Raw genomic sequence first — 24,292 nt, 5'->3', positions numbered from 1 at the left:
TACTTACATTTACCGGTAAACCATGTACAGCTCCGTAATGGATGCCATCATTTCATACACCTTCAGTATAGCAAAAACAACCGCACGGTTCTATTGTAGATCCCCACTATAAATGAGCCGTTCAACTCCTGTCTCGTCTTCCAACTTGAGAACACCATCATCTGTAATGCCGACCATCTTACCTTTAACGACACGGTGCTGATCCGTTACCGTCACTGTCTGACCGTAAAGCAACGCCCGCCTTTCCCATTCATTACGAATGCTTTGAAACCCTTCTTTAATCCAACGTTCATACTCGAGTTCAAACTCGGAAAAGATCGCTTGAAGCAATTGCTTTCGATTCCAAGATTGTTTCGTCTCAATGTAGAGCGAAGAAGCTTTTTGCTCTAAGCCTCTCTCCACCATCTCTTGAGTCGTTTCATTCACATTCAATCCAATGCCCGCAACCATCATTTCCACACGACTTCCTTCAGCTTGCACCTCTGTTAGAATGCCGGCAATCTTCTTTGAACCGATGTACAAATCATTCGGCCACTTAATGCTCACACTCACATTTGCTACCTTTTCACACGCTTTTGCAACGGCTACAGCCGTCACCAATGTCAGTTGGGGAGCTGTGTGCAGTGGAAGGTGCGGGGTTACGAGTAACGAAAACATAATGCCTTTGGATTGAGGGGCCTGCCAAGGTCGACTCATTCGCCCTCTGCCGCTCGTTTGTTCTTCTGTCGTAACCACTGCCCCGTGCACAGCCCCTTGTTTGTACCATTCCTTCATCACATCTTGTGTAGAGGAGACGACAGGCTCATAGCGGACGGTTTGACCGATATGCTTCGTCTTAAGCCCTTTTCGCACTTCAGACTCATTGAGCGTATTGGGACGCGAAACAAGCCGATAGCCACGACGAGGTACCGCTTCAATTCCATACCCTTCTTGGCGTAATGATTCAATATGCTTCCACACCGCCGTTCTTGATACGTTCAAATGATCACTAATTTCTTGACCTGAACGGTACGTTCGATTGGCATCTTCAAGCAGTTCCAGCAATTTAGTTTTCATCATCCAGCTCCTTTGCCCTTTGCCATAAGGTTTGTTTATCGTTTTTTAATGTTCCTTCAACAACTTCGCTTTCCAACCGCTCCATCATCAGTCCGAGCCAACGACCTGGTGTACGTTGAAAATGGGTCAATAACTCTCTAGGCTGTAACAAAAGATCTTTTCGTGTCTCAATTGGGATAAGGTTTGCTAATTGCTTAATTTGTTCCTCTTTTGAAGTGAACTGCTCATCTACAGTACTCACTAGCCGGTCCACTTGCAGATGTACGTGCACCCCATATGTGTAAATTTCTTTTTTAGACGGTGCGTGTGTTCGTACGCTTTGCATCAACCGATGCCGTATGTGATACGCGCGTACAACAGAAGTAGCCAGTCCCCATTTTCGAAACACAGGGGTCATATTTACTTTCCATTGATCGGATAAAAGCAACCACCGCTCCCACTCCTCTTTCACACCATAAAACGAGAGGGGGCTTGTTTTCGTATACTCGGGAAAAATGTACGGCAACACGTGTTCATGATCTAGTTCATTAAGAACCGCTTCTGCATTTGAACTCGTGATTATTTTCCTCATTTCCAACCCGATCCGCTCTTTTGCAACATCGCGCAGTTTGTATTTCTCTGTACGAATGGCGCTCATCGTTTCCGCAGAAATGATAAACCCGGATGCCGCCCTGAAACGAAACGCTCGTAAAATACGGACTGGATCTGTATACAAGCTTTTTGGGGAAGCAAGCTGTAAGGTTTTTTGCTCGAGTGCTATTCTACCATCTAGTGGATCAATGACATTCCCCGAAACGTCAATAGCCATCGCATTCATTGTGAAATCACGTTGTCGTAGATGAGAGACGATGTTTGTCCCTTCCCATTGGCTTACATCGACCGACACGTCTCGTTTAAAATGAAGGAGCGGCACTTTTGTTGCAATGAGTGCCGCTCCTTCAATCCGCTCATCCAAAGATGACAGCGGTTCATTGGTTACCATGTCAACATCTTTTGGGCACGTTCCTTGTAGCCAATCTCTCACCGCACCGCCAACGACGTACACTTCAAATTCATCCGCTCGAAGAAGGGCAAACAACGGCTGAAACGGATGATTAATGGCAGGCATCTTGTAACATCCGATAATATAGTGCTTCGTATTGTGGGACAATCACATCTTTACTAAAGTTCGTAAGCGCTCGTTTTCTGCTATTCGCTGAGTATCGTTGCCAAGTTTGTTTATCCGCGAGCAATCGTACAGCCTCTTCAGCTGCCTGCTCGTATTCGTACACAGGCACAATGATGCCCGTTTCTTCGTGCACGACGACTTCGGAGATGCCACCGATGTTTGCACCGATGACTGGAACCCCGACACTCATTGCTTCTAACGCTGCCAGTCCAAAGCTTTCTTTTTCAGATAGTAGCAGTTTCACATCTCCGATTGCCAAGAGTTGAAACACTTGCATTTGATTTCCTAAAAAGAATACACAATCATCTAACCCTAAAGATTTCACGAGTGTCTCCATCACATGTCGGTCTGGACCGTCACCGATCAGATAGAGTTTACTTTTCACTTGGCTCTGAATAAGCGCAAAGGCACGAATTACATCATCCACGCGTTTCACACCGCGAAAGTTCGACATATGTACGATCACTTTTTCGTCATCTTGGATGTTGAATTGTTCGCGTATGAGTTGACGGTTCACGTCAACAAGCTCTCGTTCATCGACAAAGTTATATACGGTGTCGATTGAATTTTTAATATCAAGCATGTCATACGTTTGTTTTACAAGAAAGTCGGACACCGCCGTCACTTGATCAGAACGATTTATGCCATGTTCAATGATGTTTGCCAAGGAAGGATCTTCTGCAAGCACCGTAATATCCGTTCCGTGAAGCGTAGTCATCACTTTCACATCCCCATCTAACATATCTTTGGCAAGAGAAGCAGAAATGGCGTGCGGAACGGCATAGTGAACATGCAAGAGGTCAAGTTGATGTTTTCGAGCAACTTCTGCCATCTTACTGGCTAACGTCAAATCATATGGAGGGTAGCGAAACACTTGATATTGATTGACAACCACTTCATGAAAGAAAATGTTTGGATGAACTTGTTGAAGTCGAAACGGCAGGCTGGACGTAATGAAATGGATTTCGTGTCCCCGTTCAGCAAGACGAATGCCCAGCTCCGTCGCAACGACGCCAGACCCGCCAACCGTCGGATAACACGTGATGCCAATTTTTAACGGCCGCATGCTATCCTTCCTCTCTCTTCATCACTTCACGGAATGTAAAGCGACCGTCTTTCATGCCATTAATTAATATTTCTGCGGTTCCCATGTTCGTCGCAATAGGCACTTGATGAACATCGCACAATCGGATGAGCGCTGCAATATCTGGCTCGTGAGGTTGTGCAGTTAGTGGGTCGCGGAAAAAAAGCACTAAGTCCAATCCATTCGTTGCCACACGAGCACCGAGTTGTTGGTCACCACCGAGGGGACCTGATAAATATCGTTGTATAGAAAGGCCTGTTTCATCGGTAATTCTCATTCCGGTCGTTCCTGTAGCAAACAACACATGCTCTTTTAAAATGTGTTTGTACGCAATGGCAAAATCAACCAAATCGTCTTTTTTCTTATCATGGGCAATGAGTGCAATGTTCATGAGTACATCTCCCTCAACTAGTCGATGATTTGTTCCAAACCATAAATCAATGTTTTTGCCGACATAACCGTCTCGACTGCCAATTTCACACCCGGCATAAACGAATAACGATCGATTGAATCATGACGCAATGTGAATGTCTCACCATTGCCCCCGAAAATCACTTCTTGATGGGCGACAAGTCCAGGTAGGCGAACGCTATGAATCGGCATCCCTTGGTACGTGCCACCTCTTGCTCCGTCTAACGTTTCTTGTTCGTCAGGGTGCCCTTGCTTTTTCTCGTTTCTCACTTGAGAGATTAGTTCAGCTGTTTTTAATGCGGTTCCTGAAGGCGCATCAAGTTTTTGATCATGATGACGCTCAATAATCTCGACATCTTCATAAAATTTCGCTGCCATTTGTGAGAACTTCATCATGAGCACCGCTCCGATCGCGAAGTTCGGGACAATCATCGCCCCCAAGCCTTTTTGTTCCGTTTGCTTACGCAACTCATCAATTTCTTGTTCACTAAAACCTGTCGTCCCAATTACAGGACGAATGTTGTATTCAATCGCTTGTTTTAAGTTTTCTTTAGCTGATTCTGGTGTCGTCAAATCAATGAGTACATCCGCATGCACATCATCTTTAAAGCATTCTTCAATGCTTGTATATAAAGGAACTCCTTCTGGGTCAAACCCTGTCTCTTCTTTTGATTTTCGGTCTACATACGCCACCGCCTCAAACTCGGCAGTGTTCGCAATCAATTGCCGTGCAGCGCTGCCCATTTTGCCTCGTGGTCCTGCAAGTATAATTTGTATCATGTTGATTCCTCACTTTCTTCAATGCGTGTCCAACGATCTTTATCTCTTGTATTAAATTTGTGCATAATTTCGTCGAAGCTCTCTGACAAATCCACATCTAAAGAGTTTGCAAAACAAATGAGCACAAACAATATGTCGCCCATTTCTTCTTCGATTTTTTTGTCGGCTTCTTCATTTTTCTTTGGCTTCTCGCCGTATACGTGATTGATTTCTCGGGAAAGTTCTCCGACTTCTTCGGTCATCCGCGCAAGCATCGACAGCGGGGAAAAGTACCCTTCTTTAAACTGCCCAATATAACGGTCCACATCTTCTTGCATATCGTTCATCGTTTTCAACGTCATCGTATCACCCATTCGCATCGTGTAGACTGAAGCAGATTTGCTCCTCGTCTTGTTTTCCACTATAATATGAACGTCTATAGTACCGAAAGTAGGAGGAAGCTCTGTGGCAAACATACTCATACATACAAAGCGGATCTTTTTCATTCTGCTCGGTTGTGCGCTCGTATCATTCGGACTCGTCTATTTTAACATGGAAAACAGTTTAGCTGACGGGGGATTTACCGGAATTACACTGATTCTTTATTTCGTGTGGACGATTGACCCTGCCTTATCGAATATTGTACTCAACATACCTATGTTTATTTTAGGCTACCGAGTGCTCGGGCGTACCTTGTTCGTTTATACAATTATCGGCACCCTCGGCTTGTCATTATTTCTATGGATATTTCAAGCAGTTCAAGTGATTCAGCTTCCGTTACAAGATGACCTGACGCTCGCCGCACTATTTTCAGGCGTGTTCATTGGAACAGGTCTTGGCATCGTCTTTCGTTATGGGGGTACAACTGGCGGTGCTGATATTATCGCCAAACTCGGTTTCAAGTATTTCGGATGGAGCATGGGGAGAACACTGTTTATGTTTGATGCACTCGTCATTACCGCATCATTAATTTACTTAGACTACCGTCAAGCAATGTACACCCTCGTTGCCGTATTTGTAGCCGCTAGAGTTATTGATTTCATTCAGCAAGGCGCTTATTCTGGCAAAGCGGCATTTATTATCTCTGAAAATACTGGCGCTGTAGCCGACGCTATTCTCATGGAGATGGAGCGAGGCGCAACGATCTTGCAAGGAAAAGGCTCATATACAGGCAAAGAGAAGGAAGTTCTTTATTGTGTAATCGCTCGTAACGAAACCGTTCGACTAAAGGCGATCGTAGAAAACGTCGATCCCCATGCGTTTATTACCATTTCCAACGTACAAGATGTTGCTGGAGAAGGCTTTACACTCGATGATGAAAAACGACCGTATCAATAAAGTTAAACGTTAGAGATTCGTAGTTTGCACTGTTTAGTGCTTGACTTTCACTGCAGGCGGAAGTTTGCACTCCAAAGTACAAGGGCAACATCGGTGGCTAAAAATCACCCACCGTGTTTTCTAGGCACTCCAAAGTACAAGGGCAACATCGGTGGCTAAAAATCACCCTCCGTGTTTTCTAGGCACTCCAAAGTACAAGGGCAACATCGATGGCTAAAAATCACCCACCGTGTTTTCTAGGCACTCCCGAGTATAAGGGGCGATATCAATCCCCAAAATCTACCACCGCGGAGGGGCGGCCGAACCCTTTGGTCTTACGACGAGGGCGATAAAAGCTTGGAAAATGAACCCTCTCGAAATAGGTTGGACAGGATGTCTCACATGAGTGAGTTATGAAGAAAGTGACACACTTCTTTTAGTGACCTCTCGCTTTTACTTAGAAAACTCGGAGTGTCGATAAGGCGGGGGGTGCCAATTAGGACGTCTAGTTAGCTAAAGTTTTAGCTCTACACCTTGCTCAGTGCCTGGCATCAGTGATGGGACCATATACATTTTCAATGCGCTATGTTACCCGAACCCCCGCATAGAATGAGATGGTTCGTTTCGGTTAACGAGGATTTTAAATAGTGATGTGCTTTTTCACTGACCTGAGCAGTTTCTAACGCAAAATGGAAAAAATGTTTCCAAAGGATCACCGATTGGAACCAGATTCACTCATATGTGACCGTTTTCCCTTTTTCTGCTTCCAATCGATGGTCATCTAGTTCCAAACATCCAATTATGGAATCAGATTCAGCACATTAAAGAAATTGAACGACAATCTAGTTCCAAATCGATGTTCACGAGATCGAGTCGCTTGCCCTGCCCCGCTCGGTATATACACCATTGGAGTAATTTCGCTACGGAAAGGGATATGAGGACAGTTTTCTCATAACGGTCAAATCGTATGAAATCACGATGCAACCTCTCCAACCTGGCGTCCAATAATGCCTTTCGTTCATCCTATATCATCCAAAAAAAGAGCGATCGAGTCGCTCTTTTTTACTCTGCCTGCTCTCACTTTTAAGGGTGCTCATGTGATTCACTTAGCAGCTGAATAAGGTTTTTAGCCATATTCCCCTCCACTGAATACAATTCTCCTGGTTCACGATGATTTGAAAACAATACGGACGACTGCTGAACATACACTCGAAATTCCGATCCTCCACCTAGGTCAACCATGTAATCAGGATCGACAATTAATAAGACGTCTGCACTTTCTGCTTCCATGTCGTTAATGAGATTTCGAAGCGCAAACGATGTGTCCCGATCGAGGGTAAGGTGAGGCTGATCGTCATTTCCATAAATGAAAAATGTCACACCTTTCGCTTCGTACGGAATATCCAGTTCTAACTCTGGTTGTTCCTCCTGTGCACAACCTGCCATGAGGCTTAACAATATGAGAACGAATCGAAACTTGGATACGAACATCTTCACAGCCCCTCACTTTCACTACCCACTCATACACATCGTGTGCAACGTATTGTAGTCTTTGAACATTCGTCCTTTCCCGAAAACAAAGGATAATAAAACACTTGGAAGTAGCGACCCGTGTGCTTGATCTCAACGACATGAGAGCGAAAGGGCAACATCGGTGGCTAAAAATCACCCACCGTGTTTTCTAGGCACTCCAGTGTATAAGGGCGATATCATTCCTCACTGCGCTTCGGTTGTGCTCGCTGTGGCAACCATACTCTTCAGAGCATACGGCCGGCATCAATTCTCCACTTTTGTCTAGAAGTTCGCGCAAAACAGGTGCAACTCTATAAAAATTCGCCAAGTCCCTAATAATTACCTCGAGAAGATGACTGCCCTTTTCCTCATTCTCTCGGCATGACTCCAAGTCGAGCGAATGAGTTAGAGTCACTATGCCACACTTTAGCTATCGGTATGTCCATTCAATCAAAAAACACCGCAAACGTTAGTGTTTAACGATTGCGGTGTTTGAAATACTTAATCGTCACCTGCAGCTACATACATCATAATGAAACGTGCAAGTTCTAGCACTGCAACGAGTGCACCAGCGACATAGGTGAGTGCTGCAGCATTTAATACTTTCTTTGACTCTCGTTCTTCATCATTTCGAATAATGCCAGAAGCCGTCATTTGACCCATTGCTCGGTTAGAGGCATCAAACTCAACAGGAAGTGTAACGAGTTGGAATAAGACAGCTGCCCCCATAAATACAATACCGGCAAGCAAAAGACCTTGTGCTTGCAAAATAATGCCAGCCAGTATGAAAATAAATGAGAAGTTCGAGCCGATGCTTGCAAACGGTACAAGCCTCGAACGCAGTCTCATAAAGCTATAATCTTCAGCGTCTTGAATGACGTGACCCACTTCGTGTGCAGCAACTGCAGCACCGGCAATTGAAGTTCCGTAATAGTTATCTTCAGATAGCCGAACAGCTTTTTTTGACGGGTCGTAATGGTCGGTAAGCTTACCCTTAACAGGCTCAATCGTTACATCATATATGCCATTGTCTTCCATAATCCGCCTAGCAACTTCAGCACCTGTCAATCCTTGGCTATTCTGGACTTGTGAATATTTACTATACGTTGATTTCACTCTCGCCTGGGCATAGAGAGGAATAATTAGCAACAAAGCAAAGTAAATAATAAATGAAAAACCACTAAACATGCGATTCACCTCCATAATGGATGGTATATTACTATTTTATTAAGAAAGCATTCGCTCGTCAAAGAATCAGCCTCGCTCACGCTCTTTTTCACCTTTATATTTCTTCCAACCAGCATAAGTAAGGCTCGTCACAATGAAACCACCGACGATAAAAATAACCATAAGCAGCGACGAGCTACTCGATTTAGGCTCCATGTCATACATTCGGTTAAGTTCATAGGTTAATGCCTTAAAAAAGGGCTCAGCTTCAGATTCATCGTAAAGGCGATGGCTATGCTCGCTCATAAACGATAGTAATGATCTAATTTCTTCTTGTTCGGATTGGGATGTTCGGAGCATCATCGCTGGACGCACCACTTGAAACTGGACGACCCATTCATTCCACGCGTGTTGGAAACGAGTCGGATCAGATTCGTTAGAGGCTCGTTGCACCGCTTCTAACTGCGCAAAAACGTCTTCTCTCGTATCCAACCAAGCGGGTTGATGCGGGTGGATGACGGCGTCAATTAAATAATAAAAACGCTCTGCTGCCATCAAACGCTCCTCATGAGGCATATTCGCAGCTGTTAATGCTTCATCGGTCCGTTCATAATTCCTAATTATGATGCCCATATCATGAATATTTAATGAGGCCGATTCATAGTCAGCTCTTGTTAGCGGTGTAGATAATGATCGAAGAACGAGCCTTGCATCTTCATACTTTTCCTCTTCTACAAGTAAAACGATTTCTTCAGCTTTTGTATCAATGTTCACCCACTCATCTTGACGTTCTGCAGCACCGGCAATCTTTGCTCCATGTAAAACTACGAACACCAAAATAAAGGGAATAACGACTCTTATAAACGCCCGCACGAAAAGAGCCCCCTCTCTTGTCCAACTATTCTAGCCTATGAGCCATTGGACAAGAGTAGACCATCATTCAAATTCGCGGTAGTTTTAATTGGTATCGGTCGGTGCGAATACTCAACATATAGGTGGTGAAAACAGCTGTTAAACCGAGCCAAAAAGTGAAATAGCCGATATGATCAATATACGGCATGAGTACGCTATGCACACCAGGGTGCATGCCATACACGTAATCGATAATGTCGTTATGTACGGTCCAGATCATAGCGACGAGCAAGTGCCATGGCTTAATCCGAAAATAGGGCATAAATAATAATGCTTGAAGAGCCATGCCTGCATGGGAGGCAATGAGCATATAATTTTGGAACGATAGCGGCGCCCCCATCACACCCGCACCTACGTTCATTACAACGGCCCAAATGCCGTATTTTATTAACGTGACCGCTGCAAGTGCTTCAATCAGTCCAAGGTTTTTACGCAACAGTAACGCCGCAAGCACGATCGTGAAGAACAAGCTTGCCGTTGGACTATCTGGCACAAATGGCAAGAATATCGGTGGAGTAACCATCAATTGACTTTCATACCATAAAAAACCATAAAGCGTACCAAATGCATTAATAAAGAATAATGCCCACAATCCATACGGATGGCCAACGACATGAATCAACGCTCTTATCATGTTTTCATCCTCACTTTATGTAATGATGAAGAAAAAAAGCTGACAAACGTGTCAGCTTTTTTTCGGACGCTTATTCATCAGCGTCTTCATCTTCATCTTCTTCATCATCTGTATCTTCTGCGTCTTCATCGCCTTCAGCGCCGCCAGCACCTTCATTCGTGCCGCCACCACTTACAACATATTCAGAAATGGTTTCAATTTCTTCTGTTTGATCTGCATCAATAACAGCAGGCATTTCGCCAATTCCTTCAACAACGATTTGCGCTACGCCTTCTTCGTCATATGCCAAGTCATATAAGTCAGGTCCCATGGCGGTCCCCTCCATATTATCACCGTGACAGGCAATACAACTTTCTTCGACGTAAATATCATAACCTGGATGGGTCGTATCAATTTCCCTGACATCATCGTCAATGGAAGCCGCTCCACCCCATTCGTGCTGATCTGCAGCTTCCCATGTTAAGTAAGCAACAGAGATAAAACCTAGAAGCATCATACCTGTGGCAATCGGTCGCTTAGATAATCTACGCTCTGGACCTTTGTCAAGCCAAGGAGCAAGCATTAGCGCACCGAACGCAAGACCTGGGATAACCACTGTACCTAAAACAGTGAAGGCTCCTGCGGCTGCTTCATACTTTAGCAACTGGTAAAGGAATAAGAAGAACCAGTCTGGTACCGGGATATAACCGGTGGCATTCGGGTCAGCTTCTTGCTCAAGTGGTGCTGGATGAGCAATCGTTAAACAAAGGAACCCAATGAGGAATACTGCACCAACAAGCCATTCTTTTAACAAATAGTTTGGAAAGAATGCTTCTGTCTTGCCAGGGTACTCCGAATAATCTTTAGGTATATTCTTCATGCGATGTTCGCGATCGGGGATTCTGGAATCTCCGACGAACTTCATCCCTTTTCCACGTTTCATCTGTTCCCCTCCTTTGATGTTGATTGAGGGGCAATCTCGCTAATTCCTATAGTGGACCGGAGATGCCCTGTCTACGAATCATAATAAAGTGAACAGCTATTAAACCGAGTAGTGCTCCTGGTAAGAAGAACACATGGATGGCAAAGAAGCGTGTAAGCGTCTGTGCACCAATGATTTCTCCACCGGCGAGTAATTCTCCGAGCAAATCACCTATGACCGGAACACTTATGGCAATTTCAAGTCCTACTTGTGTCGCAAAGTAAGCCTTCATATCCCAAGGTAGTAAGTATCCCGTAAAACCAAGTCCTAAAATCACGAAAAAGATAAGTACGCCGACAACCCAGTTAATTTCCCTAGGTTTCTTGTATGAGCCGGTAAAGAAAACGCGTAAAGTATGCAGGAACATCATGACGATAACAACACTGGCACCCCAATGGTGCATGCCGCGAACAATCATCCCGAAGGCAACTTCACTTTGTAAGTATTCTACCGACGCGTGTGCATTAACAATGTCCGGAACGTAATACATTGTAAGAAACATTCCGGAGAGGATTTGGATGACGACGGTAAAAAACGTCAGACCACCAAAGCAGTAGACAAAGGCCGAGAAATGGTGACCCGGGTTTACGTGCTCAGGCACTTCATGATCGGCAATGTCACGCCAGATCGGCGTAATATCGATACGGTCGTCGATCCAATCGTAAATACGTTGTAACATTCGTCGTGCCCCTCCTACTGTTGTGATTGTGGCCGCCCGACATAGACAATGCCGTCGCGAACTTCGTGCTCATAGCGGTGCAACGGTTCCGTTGGCGGTGTGCCCGGCACGTTTGTTCCGTCTTGTTCAAACCTTCCGAAGTGGCAAGGGCAGAAGAACTGATCAGGGTTGCTCTCATCTCCTCCAAAACTTACCGTACAACCAAGGTGTGTACATACTGGCGACAATGCAACAACATCTTCACCATCGAGGTATGCCCAAACCGTTTCTTCAACCTGTTGTGTTACCCAACCATCATCTTGCTCAAATGATAACGGAAATGATTGCGGTTCATCTGTTAGGTTCTCAACTTCAGTTAACTCGTACATATCACTTGCAGCTTCTGCTCGCAAGATTGGATCTACCGCAAAACGAACCATGGGCATAATCATCGCTGAACCCATGAAACCGCCTACACCCATGAGTGTATAAGTTAGAAATTGACGTCTAGATACGTTGTGGTTCTTCTCACTCACTTATGTTCCCCCCCTACGTTGCAAAATCAATGCTTGCTTTGCACTGTGGCAGAGCGTGATCAAGGGCAGTTGTGAAACTCTTCACGCGGCAAACCAAGATTCGCTCCTGTTCCATTTATAAGACTAAGACATATACATGATAGCGTAGCCGTTTTGGACATGTCAATCTTTTCACAGTGCTATTTTACGAAAACTATACAAGACCGTCTTCTTTCCGCCATTCATCCATGACGACAGGTAGAAGTTGTTGCATTTGGTCGCGTATCGTTTTCGTGCGATAATTCGGATCCAAGTGCTCTACTGGCAAGTGCGGAATCCATAATAAAAGACCTGGCGCCACGTCTTCTAGTTTCTTAAGACGTGGGTCCGAAGTGAGCCAAATCACATGCTTCACTTCATGAGTTCGAAATTCATCGACCCATATACTAAGACGCTCTCCAATACTTTCTTCTGATTCTGTTGATGGATACATAAGGGGTGGCAACTGGAGCAACCTCCCTCGAAATTGTTTCTCCATCTCCATCGTAATTAAAGAGATGTACTCCCCCATCGCCACTTTGCTTCTCATCTCATCATCCAACGATACGGGGACAAGCGGCACGAGAATCGTGTCCACATAAGCCTTAGATTGTTGGTACGTATCGACATCAGTCGTTTGCCATCTCATGCTTGTTACACTCCTAATCTTCCTGTATTAGACGCTCGACATAAGCTGCCAAGCCTGCGTTGTCTTCTTGAAGTATGACGGCTTGTCGGAGTGCTTCGAATCCGTCTTTGCGTCTACCATTTTCGATGAGGAGATAGCCGAACTCTTCCATAGCTTCTCCGTCATTTCTTATTTCATTACGCACTTCTTCATACAAAACAAGCGCTTCCTCGACTTCATCTTCAAGGTGCTTTGCCTTGCCTTTGTAGTACGTATACAGCGGGTCTTCTTCCCCAGCATCACGCAGCTTTTCAATTACACGATACATTTCTTCTGTTTCCTCTTCTTCAAACAGAAGGTCCAATAGAGATTTAGCTGCTTGAAAATTACCTGGATTGAGCTCTAGCGCTCGGTAAAGATCCGGTTTTGCTAGATCAGGCTGATCATCTTGCTCAAGACGACTTTTCACGACATACAATTGTTCATTCTCTTCGTCTTGCAAAATGCCAGCATCTGCAACCTCTTTGGCCAAGCCAATTTTATTCTCTTTTTCGTATGCCTCAATGAGTGGTAAATAGAGGCTAGAGTAGGCAGGGTCTTTCTCTCTTAAAGCTTCCAGCTGTTCAATAGCGAGCGTTGAATCATCTGCACGAAGTGCTGTCAGTCCATAGCCAAATAACGCCCGAGGCTCTGCTCGTTCATCGATGGCTTGTTCATAATATGACAATGCCGTCTCAAACGCACCCGTGCCACTATAAGCTTCTGCGAGCATGAGAGAAAGGTTCGCCTCTTCAAGGTCAAACCCATTGGCAACCGCTTGCTTTAAAAAGGGAATCGCCTTTTGATAGTTGCCTCGTTCAACATAGTAACTCCCTATGCCTGCCAATAAAACCGCTTCATCAGGTGCATGCTCATATGCTAATAACAACTTCTGTTCTGCCACTTCTTCAAGTCCTTGCAACTGATACAAATCAGCCAAAAGCATGAGCGATTCTACAAAAACTTCATCGTTTGCATCGATCTGTTCCAAACTTCCGATGGCCGTATCTTCATCACCAAGGTCGATCGCCGCTTCCGCTTTTAGCGTAAGCAAACTCCCCTCACCTGGGAATTCATCTAATAAATTGTCAACAATCGCAACCGTCTCGTTCGCGTGTCCGAGTTCTTGATAGACGAAAGCTGCTTGAAATCTCGCCTCAGCGTCACCGCGGGAAACGACTTCTTGAAGAAGCGATAATCCCTCGTCAACATCCCCAGACTCAATCCGCTTAATGGCTTCTTCTACTTTTTCGAGCAATGTCAAACCTCCGATTCCGCTAGATCTGTTTTTAATTCCGATCAACCTTAGACCTTCGGATCTTTATTATACCAAAAAAACCCGTAGAATGGCTACGGATCGAATACGACAACAACGTGAACATTGCACAAAAAAACCTGAATTGCATCGCGTAAACGCTTACAATTCAGGTCGAGAAATAAAATTCTCTAGGTTATGGATAGGAGTGGAGAGAAACCATACGCTAACTATTAGTATACGCATTATTCTGTAAACGTCAAGGGGTTTTCCAAAATTTATCTTCTTAAAATGTTTTGTTTGTAATCGTAAAGAACAGCCGATCTTCCTATGCCGTCGTATGGAAAGGAAAGTCAGTGAATTACTTTAGTTCAACTTTTATCGCCTCAAAAAAATGCCCGGGGAGAACATTTTTCGTTCTCCCCAGAGCGATCTCTTTCTAACCTATTCTTTTTGATCAAGCTCGAAAAACGCAACAAAAAGTTATGATTGCACGTCTTGAAGCAGTTTAAAAAAATTAGGGAATGATACGTCAGCAGCACCAGCATCATTAACGATCGTTTCCCCTGATGCAACCAATCCAGCGACAGCAAATGCCATAGCAATGCGGTGATCACCAAAACTTTCTACTTCGCATCCGGTCAAAGGTGTTGGGCCGTGAACGATCATCCCATCAGATGTCGCCTCAATATTCGCTCCCATTGCGTTTAGCTGGTTCACAACAGTATCAATACGATTTGTTTCTTTATACTTTAGTTCTTCGGCGTCTTTGATAATGGTTGTTCCTTCTGCTTGTGTTGCTAAGACGGCAATGACGGGAATCTCATCAATAAGTCTCGGAATGAGCTCGCGATCAATTGTCGTTCCGACAAGATTCGCATAGTGAACAACGAAGTCAGCGACTGGCTCTCCGCTCTCTATTCTCTCATTCTCAATGTTTAGTTGGCCGCCCATCGCTTTCAATACATCAATAATCCCAGCGCGAGTTGGATTCATGCCCGTTTCATTAATGCGAAGTTTACTATCGGGTACGAGTGTCGCTGCGGCGAGCAAAAAAGCAGCAGAAGATATATCCCCCGGCACGTTTACATCCGCTGATTGCAGCGTTTGGTTTCCTGCGATTGTCACTCGCGTGTCCTGGACGTCAAGTTTTGCACCAAATGCGCCAAGCATGCGCTCAGTATGATCTCTTGAGCGGGAAGGCTCAGTCACAGACGTCTGGCCATCAGCAAACAAACCTGCAAGTAAGATGCTACTTTTTACTTGTGCACTTGCGACACGAGTCGTATAGTCTTTTCCGTGAAGCTTCGTTCCTCTGATCGCAAGAGGTGTAAGGTTCGCTTCGTCTCTGCCCCAAATTTGCGCCCCCATACTGACGAGAGGTTCCGTCACCCTTGCCATCGGACGCTTCGCTATAGACGCGTCCCCTGCAACTGTTGAAAAAAACGGTGCACCCGCAAGAATGCCCATGATTAGGCGAATCGTTGTACCGGAGTTTCCGACATCGAGTTGACTTTTCGGCTCTGTAAGACCTTCAAGCCCTTTTCCTAGAACGACAATCTCGTCTGCCACTTCTTGAATGTTGACACCAAGCTGCCTGAAACAATGGATAGTACTTTTGCAATCTTCACCTTGCAAGAAGCCACGTATTCTCGTCGTCCCATGTGCAATGCTTCCGAACATCACTGCTCGGTGTGAAATTGATTTATCCCCAGGAACAGAGACTGCTCCTGTTAGCGGTCTTGCCCGCTGGATCACTTGTGTTGTCATCGTCTCCACCCCTACTCACTTTTATATGTTGAAAAATGCTCGTTTTCTAGACATTTTTGTCCTCGTTCTCGATCAGTCGTCGTGCGGAAGGTGAGCCTTAACACACCCATAATGTCTTCTCGGGCTTCGATAATTCGAATGTTCGTAATGCTAATTCCATGCTCAGCAAGAATACCCGTGACATCCGAGATTACACCCGGATGGTCGGGTACATCTACATACAAATCTTTCAACGCGGGTATGGCACCAGATGTCTTCACTGGAAGAGCGTCGCGGTGACGCTTTGCACCATCAAAGAACGAAAACAAAGATTCAGCATCTCCTTGCCTAATCAGCTCGGTGATGCTCTCCATATCTTGCTGCCACTCTGCCATCATCTGTGTCAAAACTTCACGATTTTGCAACAAAATATCTCGCCACATGACAGGATTCGCCGACGCAATCCGTGTAATGTCGCGAAATCCTCCTGCTGCAAGGTCCCGAATCATCGGCTGGCTTTGTTCAACTTTGTGCAATTGATGAACGAGCGCAGAAGCAACAATGTGCGGTAGGTGACTGACACTACCAGCAACTTCATCGTGCTCATCAGGACCCATTTCTACAAAGCGAGCATTCGTTCCAGCTAAAAGCCTTTGAATCTCTTCACTAGCGGCTCGTTCTTTCTCATCTTGCTTTGGCAGAGTGAGGATATAAAAGGCATTTTCGAACAAGTCATGCCTCGCTCCTTGAACGCCACTTTTGTGAGAGCCTGCCATCGGGTGTCCCCCAATAAAGGTAACGCCTCTTTTTACGAGCGGTTCAGCTGCTTGCAAAACGGTTGACTTCGTGCTGCCTGTGTCCGTAATAATTAAATCGGTTTTAAGGGGCACACGCATCAATGTTTCCGTTAACATCTCTATAGATTTAGAAACCGGTGTAGCGATAACGAGAACATCTGCCTCACTCGCTAATTGTGATACCGTTGGGCTTACTTCATCAATAACGCCCAACCTCATCGCTTCTTCTACTGCGACCTGGTCAACATCCACACCTACGATGTGTACATCTTTCCCGTGGCGCGCTTTTATTCCTAATGAAATCGAACCTCCAATCAGTCCCATCCCAATGATTCCAATCGTTTTCTTCAAGGTGCTTCCCCTTTCAATTACTACGCAATACGTTAGCTGTACAAATGGTTAAAAGCACGTATCAGTGTATCATTTTCTTCTTTACTTCCTACTGTTAAACGAATGCATTCTGGGAAACCGAGCGGTACTCCCGAACGAACGATCACTCCTTGCTTCATCAGCTCTTGAAATACTTCACTTCCGTTTTTTTGAACGTTCACGAGTAAGAAATTCGTTTCGCTCGGATAAACATTATAGCCTTGTTCTTCAAAATAAGACCGCAACCGTTGCTTCTCCGCGCGGTTCTTCTCGTAACATTGCTGAACGAATTCTGTATCAGCTAGTGCAATCATGGCTGCTTGTTGAGCAATCGTCGTCGTATTAAACGGCGGACGTAGCGGTTCAACCTTACTAATAAGGTCACGGTGACCGACCCCGTACCCAATTCTTAATCCTGCAAGACCGTACATCTTTGAAAATGTCCGAAGAATAAGGAGGTTGTCGTACGTTTCAAGCATCGGAATTGTATCGGGATAATCTTGTGCTTCGACATATTCCACATACGCTTCGTCGCTCACAACGAGCACATGATCAGGAACCTTCTTCATAAAAGAAGAAAACATGTCCTGATTAATATAGTTGCCAGAAGGATTGTTCGGATTACATACCCAAACAATTCTCGTCTCCTCATTTATTGCTGCGAGCATACGCTCTAAATCATGATCCCCTGAGGACGTCAATGGCACCTCAATGATTTCACAGCCTTCAATCGAGGCATTGTGCTTGTACTGGGAAAACGAGGGGGTAGCCATGACCGTATTCGTGCCTGGTCCTAATATGGCACGGCATAAAAACAAAATCACTTCATCTGATCCTGCACCAAAAAGCAGTTGATCTTCCTGAACATCCAAGTGTTCAGCGACAGTCTTGCGTAAACTCGCAGCATGTCCATCAGGGTATATTTGAGAAGGAGAAGGATTTTGAAGGAACTGTTCCACATCTTTGGAGGCTCCGTAAGGATTTTCGTTGGAAGCAAGTTTAATCACTTCAGTCAGTCCATATTCAGCCTTTACTGCTTCCATAGGTCTACCTGGCTCATAAGGCGTGAGATGATCGACCGTTGGCTTTAGTTTTACTTTCATAATCATCACCTTCCGAATATTCTGTTCGTAAGAAAAAAAGAGAAGAACAGTTCGTCTTCTCATCAATTTAGCTTTCCTTATAGTTTACGACGAAACGAGGGATTGAACAATCGTTTTTATTTCTTCGATGGCTTCGTCTTGCTTTTGTGAGGAACATAACGCCTCATTTCGCTCACTTATCTCTGATACAATTTTAGAACCGACCACAGCTCCGTAACCTTGTCTATGAATGGTTTTAACATGCTCACGTGTAGAAATTCCAAAACCCACGGCCATCGGCACCGAGCTATATTGCTCGACTGTCGTGACAAATTCCGTTAAATTCGGATCTAAAGATTCTCTTACACCTGTCACTCCAAGACTCGAAACACAATATAAGAACCCTTCCGCTTGCTCAGCAATTTTTTGGACGCGATGTTTGGACGTTGGTGCAACTAACGAAATTAGTTCCGTTTCATGCTCATGGCAAGTGCGCTTGATTTCTTCATTTTCTTCAAAAGGTAAATCTGGAATTAACCAGCCATCAACGCCAACTTCTTTACCTTTTTTTATTGCGTCTTTAATGCCATATTTTAGCAGAGGATTTATATAGCAAAACAAAACGATCGGAATATGCACGCCACGAGCTCGTATGTCTTCGACGAGAGAAAATACATGTTTGAGTGACATTCCCCCATCCAATGCTCGTTTGGCTGCATTTTGAATTGTTGGTCCGTCCGCAAGAGGGTCTGAGTACGGGACACCAAGCTCAACAATATGGGCTCCACTAGTCTCTAGCATGCTCACTAGTTTTACCGTTGCTTTGGGTGTTGGGTCTCCTGCGACAATATACGGGATAAACAATTGACCTTTCGCCTCTCTTGCTGCTCGTTCGACACGTTTCATGACCTCACTGCTCCTTCCCCTCATCAACAGCGCGTTGAATGGTTTCTACATCTTTATCTCCACGACCCGACAAACAGACGAGCATCGTCTCATCATTTGGCATTTGCTTTGCTTTTCGTATGGCAAGAGCGAGGGCATGGGCACTTTCAATCGCTGGTAAAATCCCTTCTGTTCTTGTGAGTAAAAGTAGCGCATCCATTGCTTCTTCGTCGGTAACCGCCTCATACACAACACGCCCAGCATCGTTTAAATAAGCATGCTCAGGGCCAATACCTGGGTAGTCTAAACCTGCAGATATGGAGTACGGCTCAATAATTTGGCCGGAATCATCTTGCATTAGATAGGTAAGTGCTCCGTGAATTACCCCACGATCTCCTTTAGAAAGCGTCGCCGCATGATGGGGGGTGTCAATGCCTTTCCCTCCAGCTTCTGCTCCGTACAACGAGACAGACTTATCGGCGAGAAACTGTGTGAAAATTCCAATCGCATTACTTCCTCCACCTACACATGCACAGACCGCATCTGGATGATGTTGAAGTTGACGTTTAGCTTCTTCACCAATGACCTTCTGAAACTCTCGTACCATATACGGGTAAGGATGAGGACCAACAACCGAACCGATGAGGTACATCGTGTCTTCCACATTCGCTACCCAGTAGCGAATCGCTTCATTGGTCGCATCTTTGAGCGTTTGACTGCCACTCGTTGCCGGTATCACTTCTGCACCTAAAAGCCGCATGCGAAAAACGTTTAACTTTTGCCGCTCCATATCTTTCGCACCCATAAAAATCTTACACGACAAACCGTACTTGGCAGCAACTGTTGCCGTAGCGACGCCATGTTGACCAGCACCCGTCTCTGCAACAATTTTCTTCTTGCCCATCCGCTGTGCAAGTAACGCTTGTCCAAGGGCATTATTAATCTTGTGAGCGCCCGTATGCAAAAGATCTTCTCGCTTCAAGTAAATCTTCGCCCCACCCACATCCGCAGTTAACCGATCGGCATACGTAAGTGGTGTCGGCCGACCCGCATATTCATGAAGCACTTCTCTTAGCTCCTCTTGAAACGCATCACTCTTTAGCGCTTCGTCTAAACCCGCTTGCAGCTCTTCCAAAGCCGCCATTACCGTTTCAGGTACATACCTTCCGCCAAAGTCGCCAAAACGTCCTCTTTCATCTGGATACTCATTAGCCATGATCTTTCACCTGTCCTATCAGCCTACGCATTGTTGGTTTATCTTTTACACCATCTTTTTCAATACCGCTGGATACGTCTACACCATCAGGTCGGTATGCGCATAATGTCGCTACATTCTGCTCATTAATTCCCCCTGCAATCCATATCGGTATTCCGAGCCGGTTTGCCAATTGAATATACGGAGGCACGTGCTTCCAATCAAATGCCTTCCCCGTCCCTCCTCGTTGACTGTTCGTGCCTGCATCAATGAGGAAAATGTCCACGTCCTCGGCGTAGTGACCGAGCTGTTGAAGCGTATCTCCTTGATGTGGGAACGCTTTAATCACACGCTTCCCCGTCACTGCTTTCACTTCTCGGACTGTTTCGAGCGTTTCTTCCCCGTGCAACTGGATAATGTCTAAATTCGCTACATTCATAACGGATTGAATGGTTTCTGCAGACTCATTCACAAACACGCCTACGCGGTCAACAGGAGCATCTTTAGATGAAGAAAGCCAGTCCCGAACGTCCTCTTTTCGAACTTGACGCCGACTTTTCGTAAATATAAACCCGACGGCATCAGCACCACAAGAAATTGCATCGTTAACGTCTTTCTCTGACATCATTCCACAACATTTAATGTACATGTTCCGAGGCACCCGCCTTTAGATCCCTAATCGCCTCACGCGGGTCACCGCTTTTGACGAGATGCTCGCCAACGAGTAAAGCCTTTGCACCTGCACCACGAACAAACGAAGCATCTTCACGGGAATGAATACCACTTTCACTAACAATTGTACACGTTTTCGGTACATAGTTTGCCAACGTTTTTGTTTTTTCAATGGATGTTTCAAAGGTTTTTAGGTTGCGATTATTAATCCCGACCAGTTCTGGTTGACTATAGGCAAAAACTTCTTGAATTTCGTCCTCGTTGTGAACTTCTACAAGTACTTCCAATCCGAAATGCTGAGCTTTCTCAGTAAAGGACTGGATTTGTGAGCCGCTAAGCACTGCGGCAATTAGAAGGATTGCATCTGCCCCGATCCGGTAGCTTTCTTCAATCTGTCTCTCATCAACGATAAAATCTTTTCTTAAGATCGGTAGGTTGGTGGCAGCACGAACGGACTGTAGGTCGATGTTGCTTCCTTTAAAGTACGGCTCGTCTGTTAGAACAGAAATAGCGTCTGCGCCCCCATTCTCATAGGCAATTGCACGGCCCGAGACGTCCAAGTCTTGTTTGATCCACCCTTTTGAAGGTGACGCTCTTTTTATTTCAGCAATAATGCCAACACCTGTATTGTTTGCGCCTTTTGTTAAAGCGGTACTAAGGCTAAGCGGTTGTTTGTTGTTTCTCATATATTCTGGCATGATAAACTGCTCTAAATCTTTTTGTTTACGTTGAACAATTTCAGGAAGCATATGTTTCCCCTGCCTTTTTCGTTAATTGGTGAAAGTGATTGTCAATCGTTCCATCCTTCAGGCATTTCTCGGCAATTGTTGCCCCTTCGACGAGTGTTTCACTCTTGCCGCTCACATACAAACCTGCGGCCATATTCATGACGAGCACTGACCTTGCCGCTTCATGACCTGAACCTTTGAATACGTTTCGAATAAGCGAGGCACTTTCAGCAATTGAATCGACTTGGATGCTTGATAAAGGATGCCTCCTAAACCCAAACATTTCGGGCTCAATCTCATAAGAGCGGATGTTGCCATTATGAAGTTCTGTAACGGTTGTTTTACCTGTAATCGTAATCTCGTCAACCCCATCTTCTCCAGTAACAAACAATGCCCGTTTTGTACCTAGTCGCTTTAACACTTCCGCCATTTTCTTGCCGTAATTCGCGTCAAATACTCCGATCACTTGGTAACAAGCGTTTGCAGGGTTTGTAAGTGGCCCGAGCAAGTTAAATATTGTCTTAAACCCAAGTTCTTGTCTCGTTTTGGAAACGTGCTTCATCGCGCTATGATATAGCGGTGCGTACAAAAAAGCGAGATTCGATTGCTCAAGTTGGCCATTCAACTGTTCTGGTTCATGAATGACAGGCATTTGCAACGCTTCTAACACGTCGGCACTGCCACTTTTTGATGAGACGGAGCGATTTCCGTGTTTTGCAACCGCTACACCGAGGGCACTTAGACCGATCGCCGACGCTGTAGAAATATTAAACGTAGAGCTCTGGTCGCCACCAGTACCACACGTGTCGAGAAGCTCCGGATATTCGAGACACGCTTCTTTCGCTTTCGCTCTCATTGCTCGAGTGAACCCCGTTAACTCTTCAACACTCTCGCCACGAAACCTCATAATTGAGAGCAGACTCGCCATTTGTGTCTCTGGCACCTGTCCATTCATCATTTCAAACATGATGCGTTCTGCTTCGCTTTCAGTAAAAGTCTTGCCGCTCATCAATTGTGTTAATTGCTCTTTCATTTTGTTACCGCTCCTCTCTCATACATCTTCTCAGCTGTCTGAATGGCACTAAACAAAGCAGCCGCTTTGTTTCTCGTCTCTTCGTACTCTTCTTCAGGAACGGAATCCGCGACGACTCCAGCTCCCGCTTGAACGGTAACTTCTCCATTGCGAACGACCATCGTCCGAATAGCAATGCACGAATCTACGACATTGTTATACCCGAGGTAAGCAATGCCCCCAGAGTAGATCCCGCGTTTGGTAGGCTCTAACTCCTTTAAAATTTCCATCGCTCGCACTTTTGGTGCCCCAGACACCGTACCTGCCGGAAAACCGGCCATCAATGCAGAGAGGGGATGAGTGCTATCGTTTAACTGCCCCCTTACGACAGAGATAATGTGCATCACATGGGAAAACAGTCCAATTTCCATTAACACCGGCAAGTAAATCGTTCCATACTTTGACACTCGCCCAATGTCGTTTCTTGCTAGATCTACGAGCATCTGATGCTCGGCACATTCCTTCTCTGATGCCAATAACTCCTGTTTCAACCGATCATCTTCAGCTTGAGTTGATCCGCGCTTTCGTGTACCGGCAATCGGATGAATTTCCACTTGACCATCCTCAACACCAACAAGCTTCTCCGGAGAACTTCCAACGATCTCTTTGTCACCAATTTTGAGGAAGAAAAGGTATGGAGAAGGATTCACTCGACGCAATACACGGTAGATCGTAAAAGCAGAAACCCCCGTCTCATATCGGAATCGCTGCGATAACACGGTTTGAAAAACATCACCGTTTTGAATGTATTCCTTAATTCGATCCACATCTCGCATAAACTCTCGTTTTGTATAGTTGGATTGAATAGACGCCCAGTCTGGGGAAACAGGGTGAATAAAGTCTACGGGCAACGATTGTTCATCTGACGTATTTATTCGCTCTACGAGCGTTTTGATGTTATTAACCGCTGAATTGTAGAGAGCCTGCTCGTCGTCTTGCTCCCTTGTATCAACGTAATGAATAACTGAGATCGATGATTGTTTATGATGAATACAAATCATCGTATGACAAAAAACAAAATGAATACTCTCATCATCTGTATCGTTTTCAGACACTAAGGATTTCTCTAGGTGTTTCACACTGTCATAAGGAAGCACACCTACTGCCCCACCTGGGAAAGGTACGTCTGCCTCCTTCCCTGGACAAGGATTCACGTGTTGAAATGCGCGTTGAAAAGCAACGACCGGATTTTTTTCAGAAAAAATTAAATCACCTGTACGGCTCGTAAATTGAAACTGGCCTGCTTTTTCGGTTAATTCAAAGGCTGGGTCCAATCCGATAAAAGAATAATGCGACCAATCTGACGACTCGTCATTGCTCTCAAGTAAACAGACCGCCTCATCGCTTAAACGCTGATAAAGTTCAATTGGGGTGATCGTGTCTACAAACATTTGACGAATGACAGGTACATGTCGGTATTTCTCGGATTGTTGCTGGAAAGTCGTAAACGAAGTTATCATTTGGGGTTCACCTCTCGTCAATGGAGAAGTGGAGGGTAATCGATTGAAAAATCGCAGTAGAAAATAAACACGCCCATCCACATGTAAGAGGATGAGCGATTATTCGTTAACAGTTAAGTACTCTGCTCTGCTCTTCTCTACTCGTCTCCACTCTGCTCATCTCATTAT

The 24,292-nt window shown here is 45.1% G+C and carries 25 protein-coding genes; 1 reads left to right on the top strand and 24 read right to left on the bottom strand.

All coding sequences use genetic code 11. The features are described 5' to 3' along the window. Nucleotides 1-90 precede the first annotated feature (90 nt). Genes ACE1TF_RS12765 through ACE1TF_RS12740 form a run of 6 tightly spaced genes read right to left on the bottom strand, consistent with a single transcriptional unit; the run spans nucleotide 91 to nucleotide 4,840 of the window. Nucleotides 91-1,056, bottom strand: a complete 966-nt coding sequence (locus ACE1TF_RS12765; RefSeq protein WP_238544507.1) for a biotin--[acetyl-CoA-carboxylase] ligase — start codon at nucleotides 1,054-1,056, stop codon at nucleotides 91-93. Further along, nucleotides 1,046-2,164 (bottom strand): tRNA nucleotidyltransferase/poly(A) polymerase-related protein, encoded by a 1,119-nt coding sequence (locus tag ACE1TF_RS12760; protein ID WP_375017254.1) that lies wholly within the window; start codon nucleotides 2,162-2,164, stop codon nucleotides 1,046-1,048. Before ACE1TF_RS12760 ends, ACE1TF_RS12765 begins: the two co-directional genes overlap by 11 nt. Continuing rightward, nucleotides 2,151-3,290: an N-acetyl-alpha-D-glucosaminyl L-malate synthase BshA gene (bshA, locus tag ACE1TF_RS12755; RefSeq protein WP_042397670.1), complete on the bottom strand. Its 1,140-nt coding sequence runs from the start codon at nucleotides 3,288-3,290 to the stop codon at nucleotides 2,151-2,153. Before bshA ends, ACE1TF_RS12760 begins: the two co-directional genes overlap by 14 nt. Before the next feature lies 1 nt (nucleotide 3,291). Then, complete coding sequence (gene mgsA, locus ACE1TF_RS12750) at nucleotides 3,292-3,699, bottom strand: methylglyoxal synthase (RefSeq protein ID WP_042397667.1); 408 nt, start codon at nucleotides 3,697-3,699, stop codon at nucleotides 3,292-3,294. 17 nt (nucleotides 3,700-3,716) lie between these two features. Then, entirely contained in the window at nucleotides 3,717-4,499 is a 783-nt protein-coding gene (gene dapB / locus ACE1TF_RS12745) for a 4-hydroxy-tetrahydrodipicolinate reductase (protein ID WP_042397663.1), read from the bottom strand. Then, nucleotides 4,496-4,840 carry a nucleotide pyrophosphohydrolase gene (locus ACE1TF_RS12740; RefSeq protein WP_042397796.1) on the bottom strand — a complete coding sequence of 115 codons (345 nt, stop codon included), beginning with the start codon at nucleotides 4,838-4,840 and terminating at the stop codon, nucleotides 4,496-4,498. The genes dapB and ACE1TF_RS12740 overlap by 4 nt, the downstream gene beginning before the upstream one ends. Nucleotides 4,841-4,943: 103 nt before the next feature. Here ACE1TF_RS12740 and ACE1TF_RS12735 point away from each other — a divergent pair, with 103 nt between their 5' ends. Then, nucleotides 4,944-5,816 (top strand): YitT family protein, encoded by an 873-nt coding sequence (locus ACE1TF_RS12735; RefSeq protein ID WP_042397660.1) that lies wholly within the window; start codon nucleotides 4,944-4,946, stop codon nucleotides 5,814-5,816. 1,062 nt (nucleotides 5,817-6,878) lie between these two features. On the opposite strand, the gene ACE1TF_RS12730 is transcribed toward ACE1TF_RS12735, so the two are convergent. The 18 genes from ACE1TF_RS12730 to trpE all read right to left on the bottom strand — a co-directional run bounded on the left by ACE1TF_RS12730 (nucleotide 6,879) and on the right by trpE (nucleotide 24,124). Further along, entirely contained in the window at nucleotides 6,879-7,286 is a 408-nt protein-coding gene (locus tag ACE1TF_RS12730) for a hypothetical protein (RefSeq protein WP_042397658.1), read from the bottom strand. 522 nt (nucleotides 7,287-7,808) lie between these two features. Next, entirely contained in the window at nucleotides 7,809-8,495 is a 687-nt protein-coding gene (locus ACE1TF_RS12725) for a zinc metallopeptidase (protein WP_042397655.1), read from the bottom strand. 66 nt (nucleotides 8,496-8,561) lie between these two features. Next, entirely contained in the window at nucleotides 8,562-9,347 is a 786-nt protein-coding gene (locus ACE1TF_RS12720) for a sporulation protein YpjB (RefSeq protein ID WP_375017250.1), read from the bottom strand. Between the two features lie 67 nt (nucleotides 9,348-9,414). Continuing rightward, nucleotides 9,415-10,020: a DUF1405 domain-containing protein gene (locus ACE1TF_RS12715; protein WP_042397646.1), complete on the bottom strand. Its 606-nt coding sequence runs from the start codon at nucleotides 10,018-10,020 to the stop codon at nucleotides 9,415-9,417. A gap of 70 nt (nucleotides 10,021-10,090) precedes the next feature. Continuing rightward, the gene (locus tag ACE1TF_RS12710) at nucleotides 10,091-10,942 is read right to left on the bottom strand and encodes a menaquinol-cytochrome c reductase cytochrome b/c subunit (RefSeq protein ID WP_375017248.1); all 852 of its coding nucleotides are present in this window, start codon (nucleotides 10,940-10,942) and stop codon (nucleotides 10,091-10,093) included. 46 nt (nucleotides 10,943-10,988) lie between these two features. After that, entirely contained in the window at nucleotides 10,989-11,660 is a 672-nt protein-coding gene (qcrB, locus tag ACE1TF_RS12705; protein WP_042424044.1) for a menaquinol-cytochrome c reductase cytochrome b subunit, read from the bottom strand. 14 nt (nucleotides 11,661-11,674) lie between these two features. Then, on the bottom strand, nucleotides 11,675-12,175 hold the full coding sequence (locus ACE1TF_RS12700; protein ID WP_042397641.1) for a Rieske (2Fe-2S) protein: 501 nt from the start codon (nucleotides 12,173-12,175) through the stop codon (nucleotides 11,675-11,677). 193 nt (nucleotides 12,176-12,368) lie between these two features. Then, the gene (locus ACE1TF_RS12695; protein WP_042397639.1) at nucleotides 12,369-12,842 is read right to left on the bottom strand and encodes a YpiF family protein; all 474 of its coding nucleotides are present in this window, start codon (nucleotides 12,840-12,842) and stop codon (nucleotides 12,369-12,371) included. 13 nt (nucleotides 12,843-12,855) lie between these two features. After that, complete coding sequence (locus ACE1TF_RS12690) at nucleotides 12,856-14,118, bottom strand: tetratricopeptide repeat protein (RefSeq protein WP_375017245.1); 1,263 nt, start codon at nucleotides 14,116-14,118, stop codon at nucleotides 12,856-12,858. Nucleotides 14,119-14,598: 480 nt separating this feature from the next. Next, nucleotides 14,599-15,885, bottom strand: a complete 1,287-nt coding sequence (gene aroA / locus ACE1TF_RS12685) for a 3-phosphoshikimate 1-carboxyvinyltransferase (RefSeq protein ID WP_375017243.1) — start codon at nucleotides 15,883-15,885, stop codon at nucleotides 14,599-14,601. Nucleotides 15,886-15,896: 11 nt separating this feature from the next. Further along, nucleotides 15,897-17,012, bottom strand: a complete 1,116-nt coding sequence (locus ACE1TF_RS12680; RefSeq protein ID WP_375017242.1) for a prephenate dehydrogenase — start codon at nucleotides 17,010-17,012, stop codon at nucleotides 15,897-15,899. A 32-nt stretch (nucleotides 17,013-17,044) separates the two neighbouring features. Next, a complete protein-coding gene (gene hisC, locus ACE1TF_RS12675; RefSeq protein ID WP_375017241.1) occupies nucleotides 17,045-18,133 on the bottom strand; it encodes a histidinol-phosphate transaminase in 1,089 nt (362 codons plus the stop codon). An 84-nt stretch (nucleotides 18,134-18,217) separates the two neighbouring features. Then, nucleotides 18,218-19,018: a tryptophan synthase subunit alpha gene (trpA, locus tag ACE1TF_RS12670; RefSeq protein ID WP_375017239.1), complete on the bottom strand. Its 801-nt coding sequence runs from the start codon at nucleotides 19,016-19,018 to the stop codon at nucleotides 18,218-18,220. Between the two features lie 4 nt (nucleotides 19,019-19,022). Beyond that, entirely contained in the window at nucleotides 19,023-20,213 is a 1,191-nt protein-coding gene (gene trpB / locus ACE1TF_RS12665; protein ID WP_375017237.1) for a tryptophan synthase subunit beta, read from the bottom strand. Continuing rightward, the gene (locus ACE1TF_RS12660; protein WP_375017235.1) at nucleotides 20,206-20,841 is read right to left on the bottom strand and encodes a phosphoribosylanthranilate isomerase; all 636 of its coding nucleotides are present in this window, start codon (nucleotides 20,839-20,841) and stop codon (nucleotides 20,206-20,208) included. The genes trpB and ACE1TF_RS12660 overlap by 8 nt, the downstream gene beginning before the upstream one ends. After that, complete coding sequence (gene trpC, locus ACE1TF_RS12655) at nucleotides 20,831-21,613, bottom strand: indole-3-glycerol phosphate synthase TrpC (protein WP_375017233.1); 783 nt, start codon at nucleotides 21,611-21,613, stop codon at nucleotides 20,831-20,833. Before trpC ends, ACE1TF_RS12660 begins: the two co-directional genes overlap by 11 nt. Continuing rightward, entirely contained in the window at nucleotides 21,603-22,625 is a 1,023-nt protein-coding gene (gene trpD / locus ACE1TF_RS12650; protein WP_375017231.1) for an anthranilate phosphoribosyltransferase, read from the bottom strand. Before trpD ends, trpC begins: the two co-directional genes overlap by 11 nt. Next, a complete protein-coding gene (gene trpE, locus ACE1TF_RS12645; RefSeq protein ID WP_375017229.1) occupies nucleotides 22,622-24,124 on the bottom strand; it encodes an anthranilate synthase component I in 1,503 nt (500 codons plus the stop codon). The genes trpD and trpE overlap by 4 nt, the downstream gene beginning before the upstream one ends. Nucleotides 24,125-24,292: the final 168 nt, after the last annotated feature.

Source organism: Geomicrobium sp. JSM 1781026, from assembly GCF_041949955.1.
Taxonomy (GTDB): Bacteria; Bacillota; Bacilli; order Bacillales; family Marinococcaceae; genus Geomicrobium_A.
This window is presented reverse-complemented; position numbering and strand designations above follow the sequence as displayed.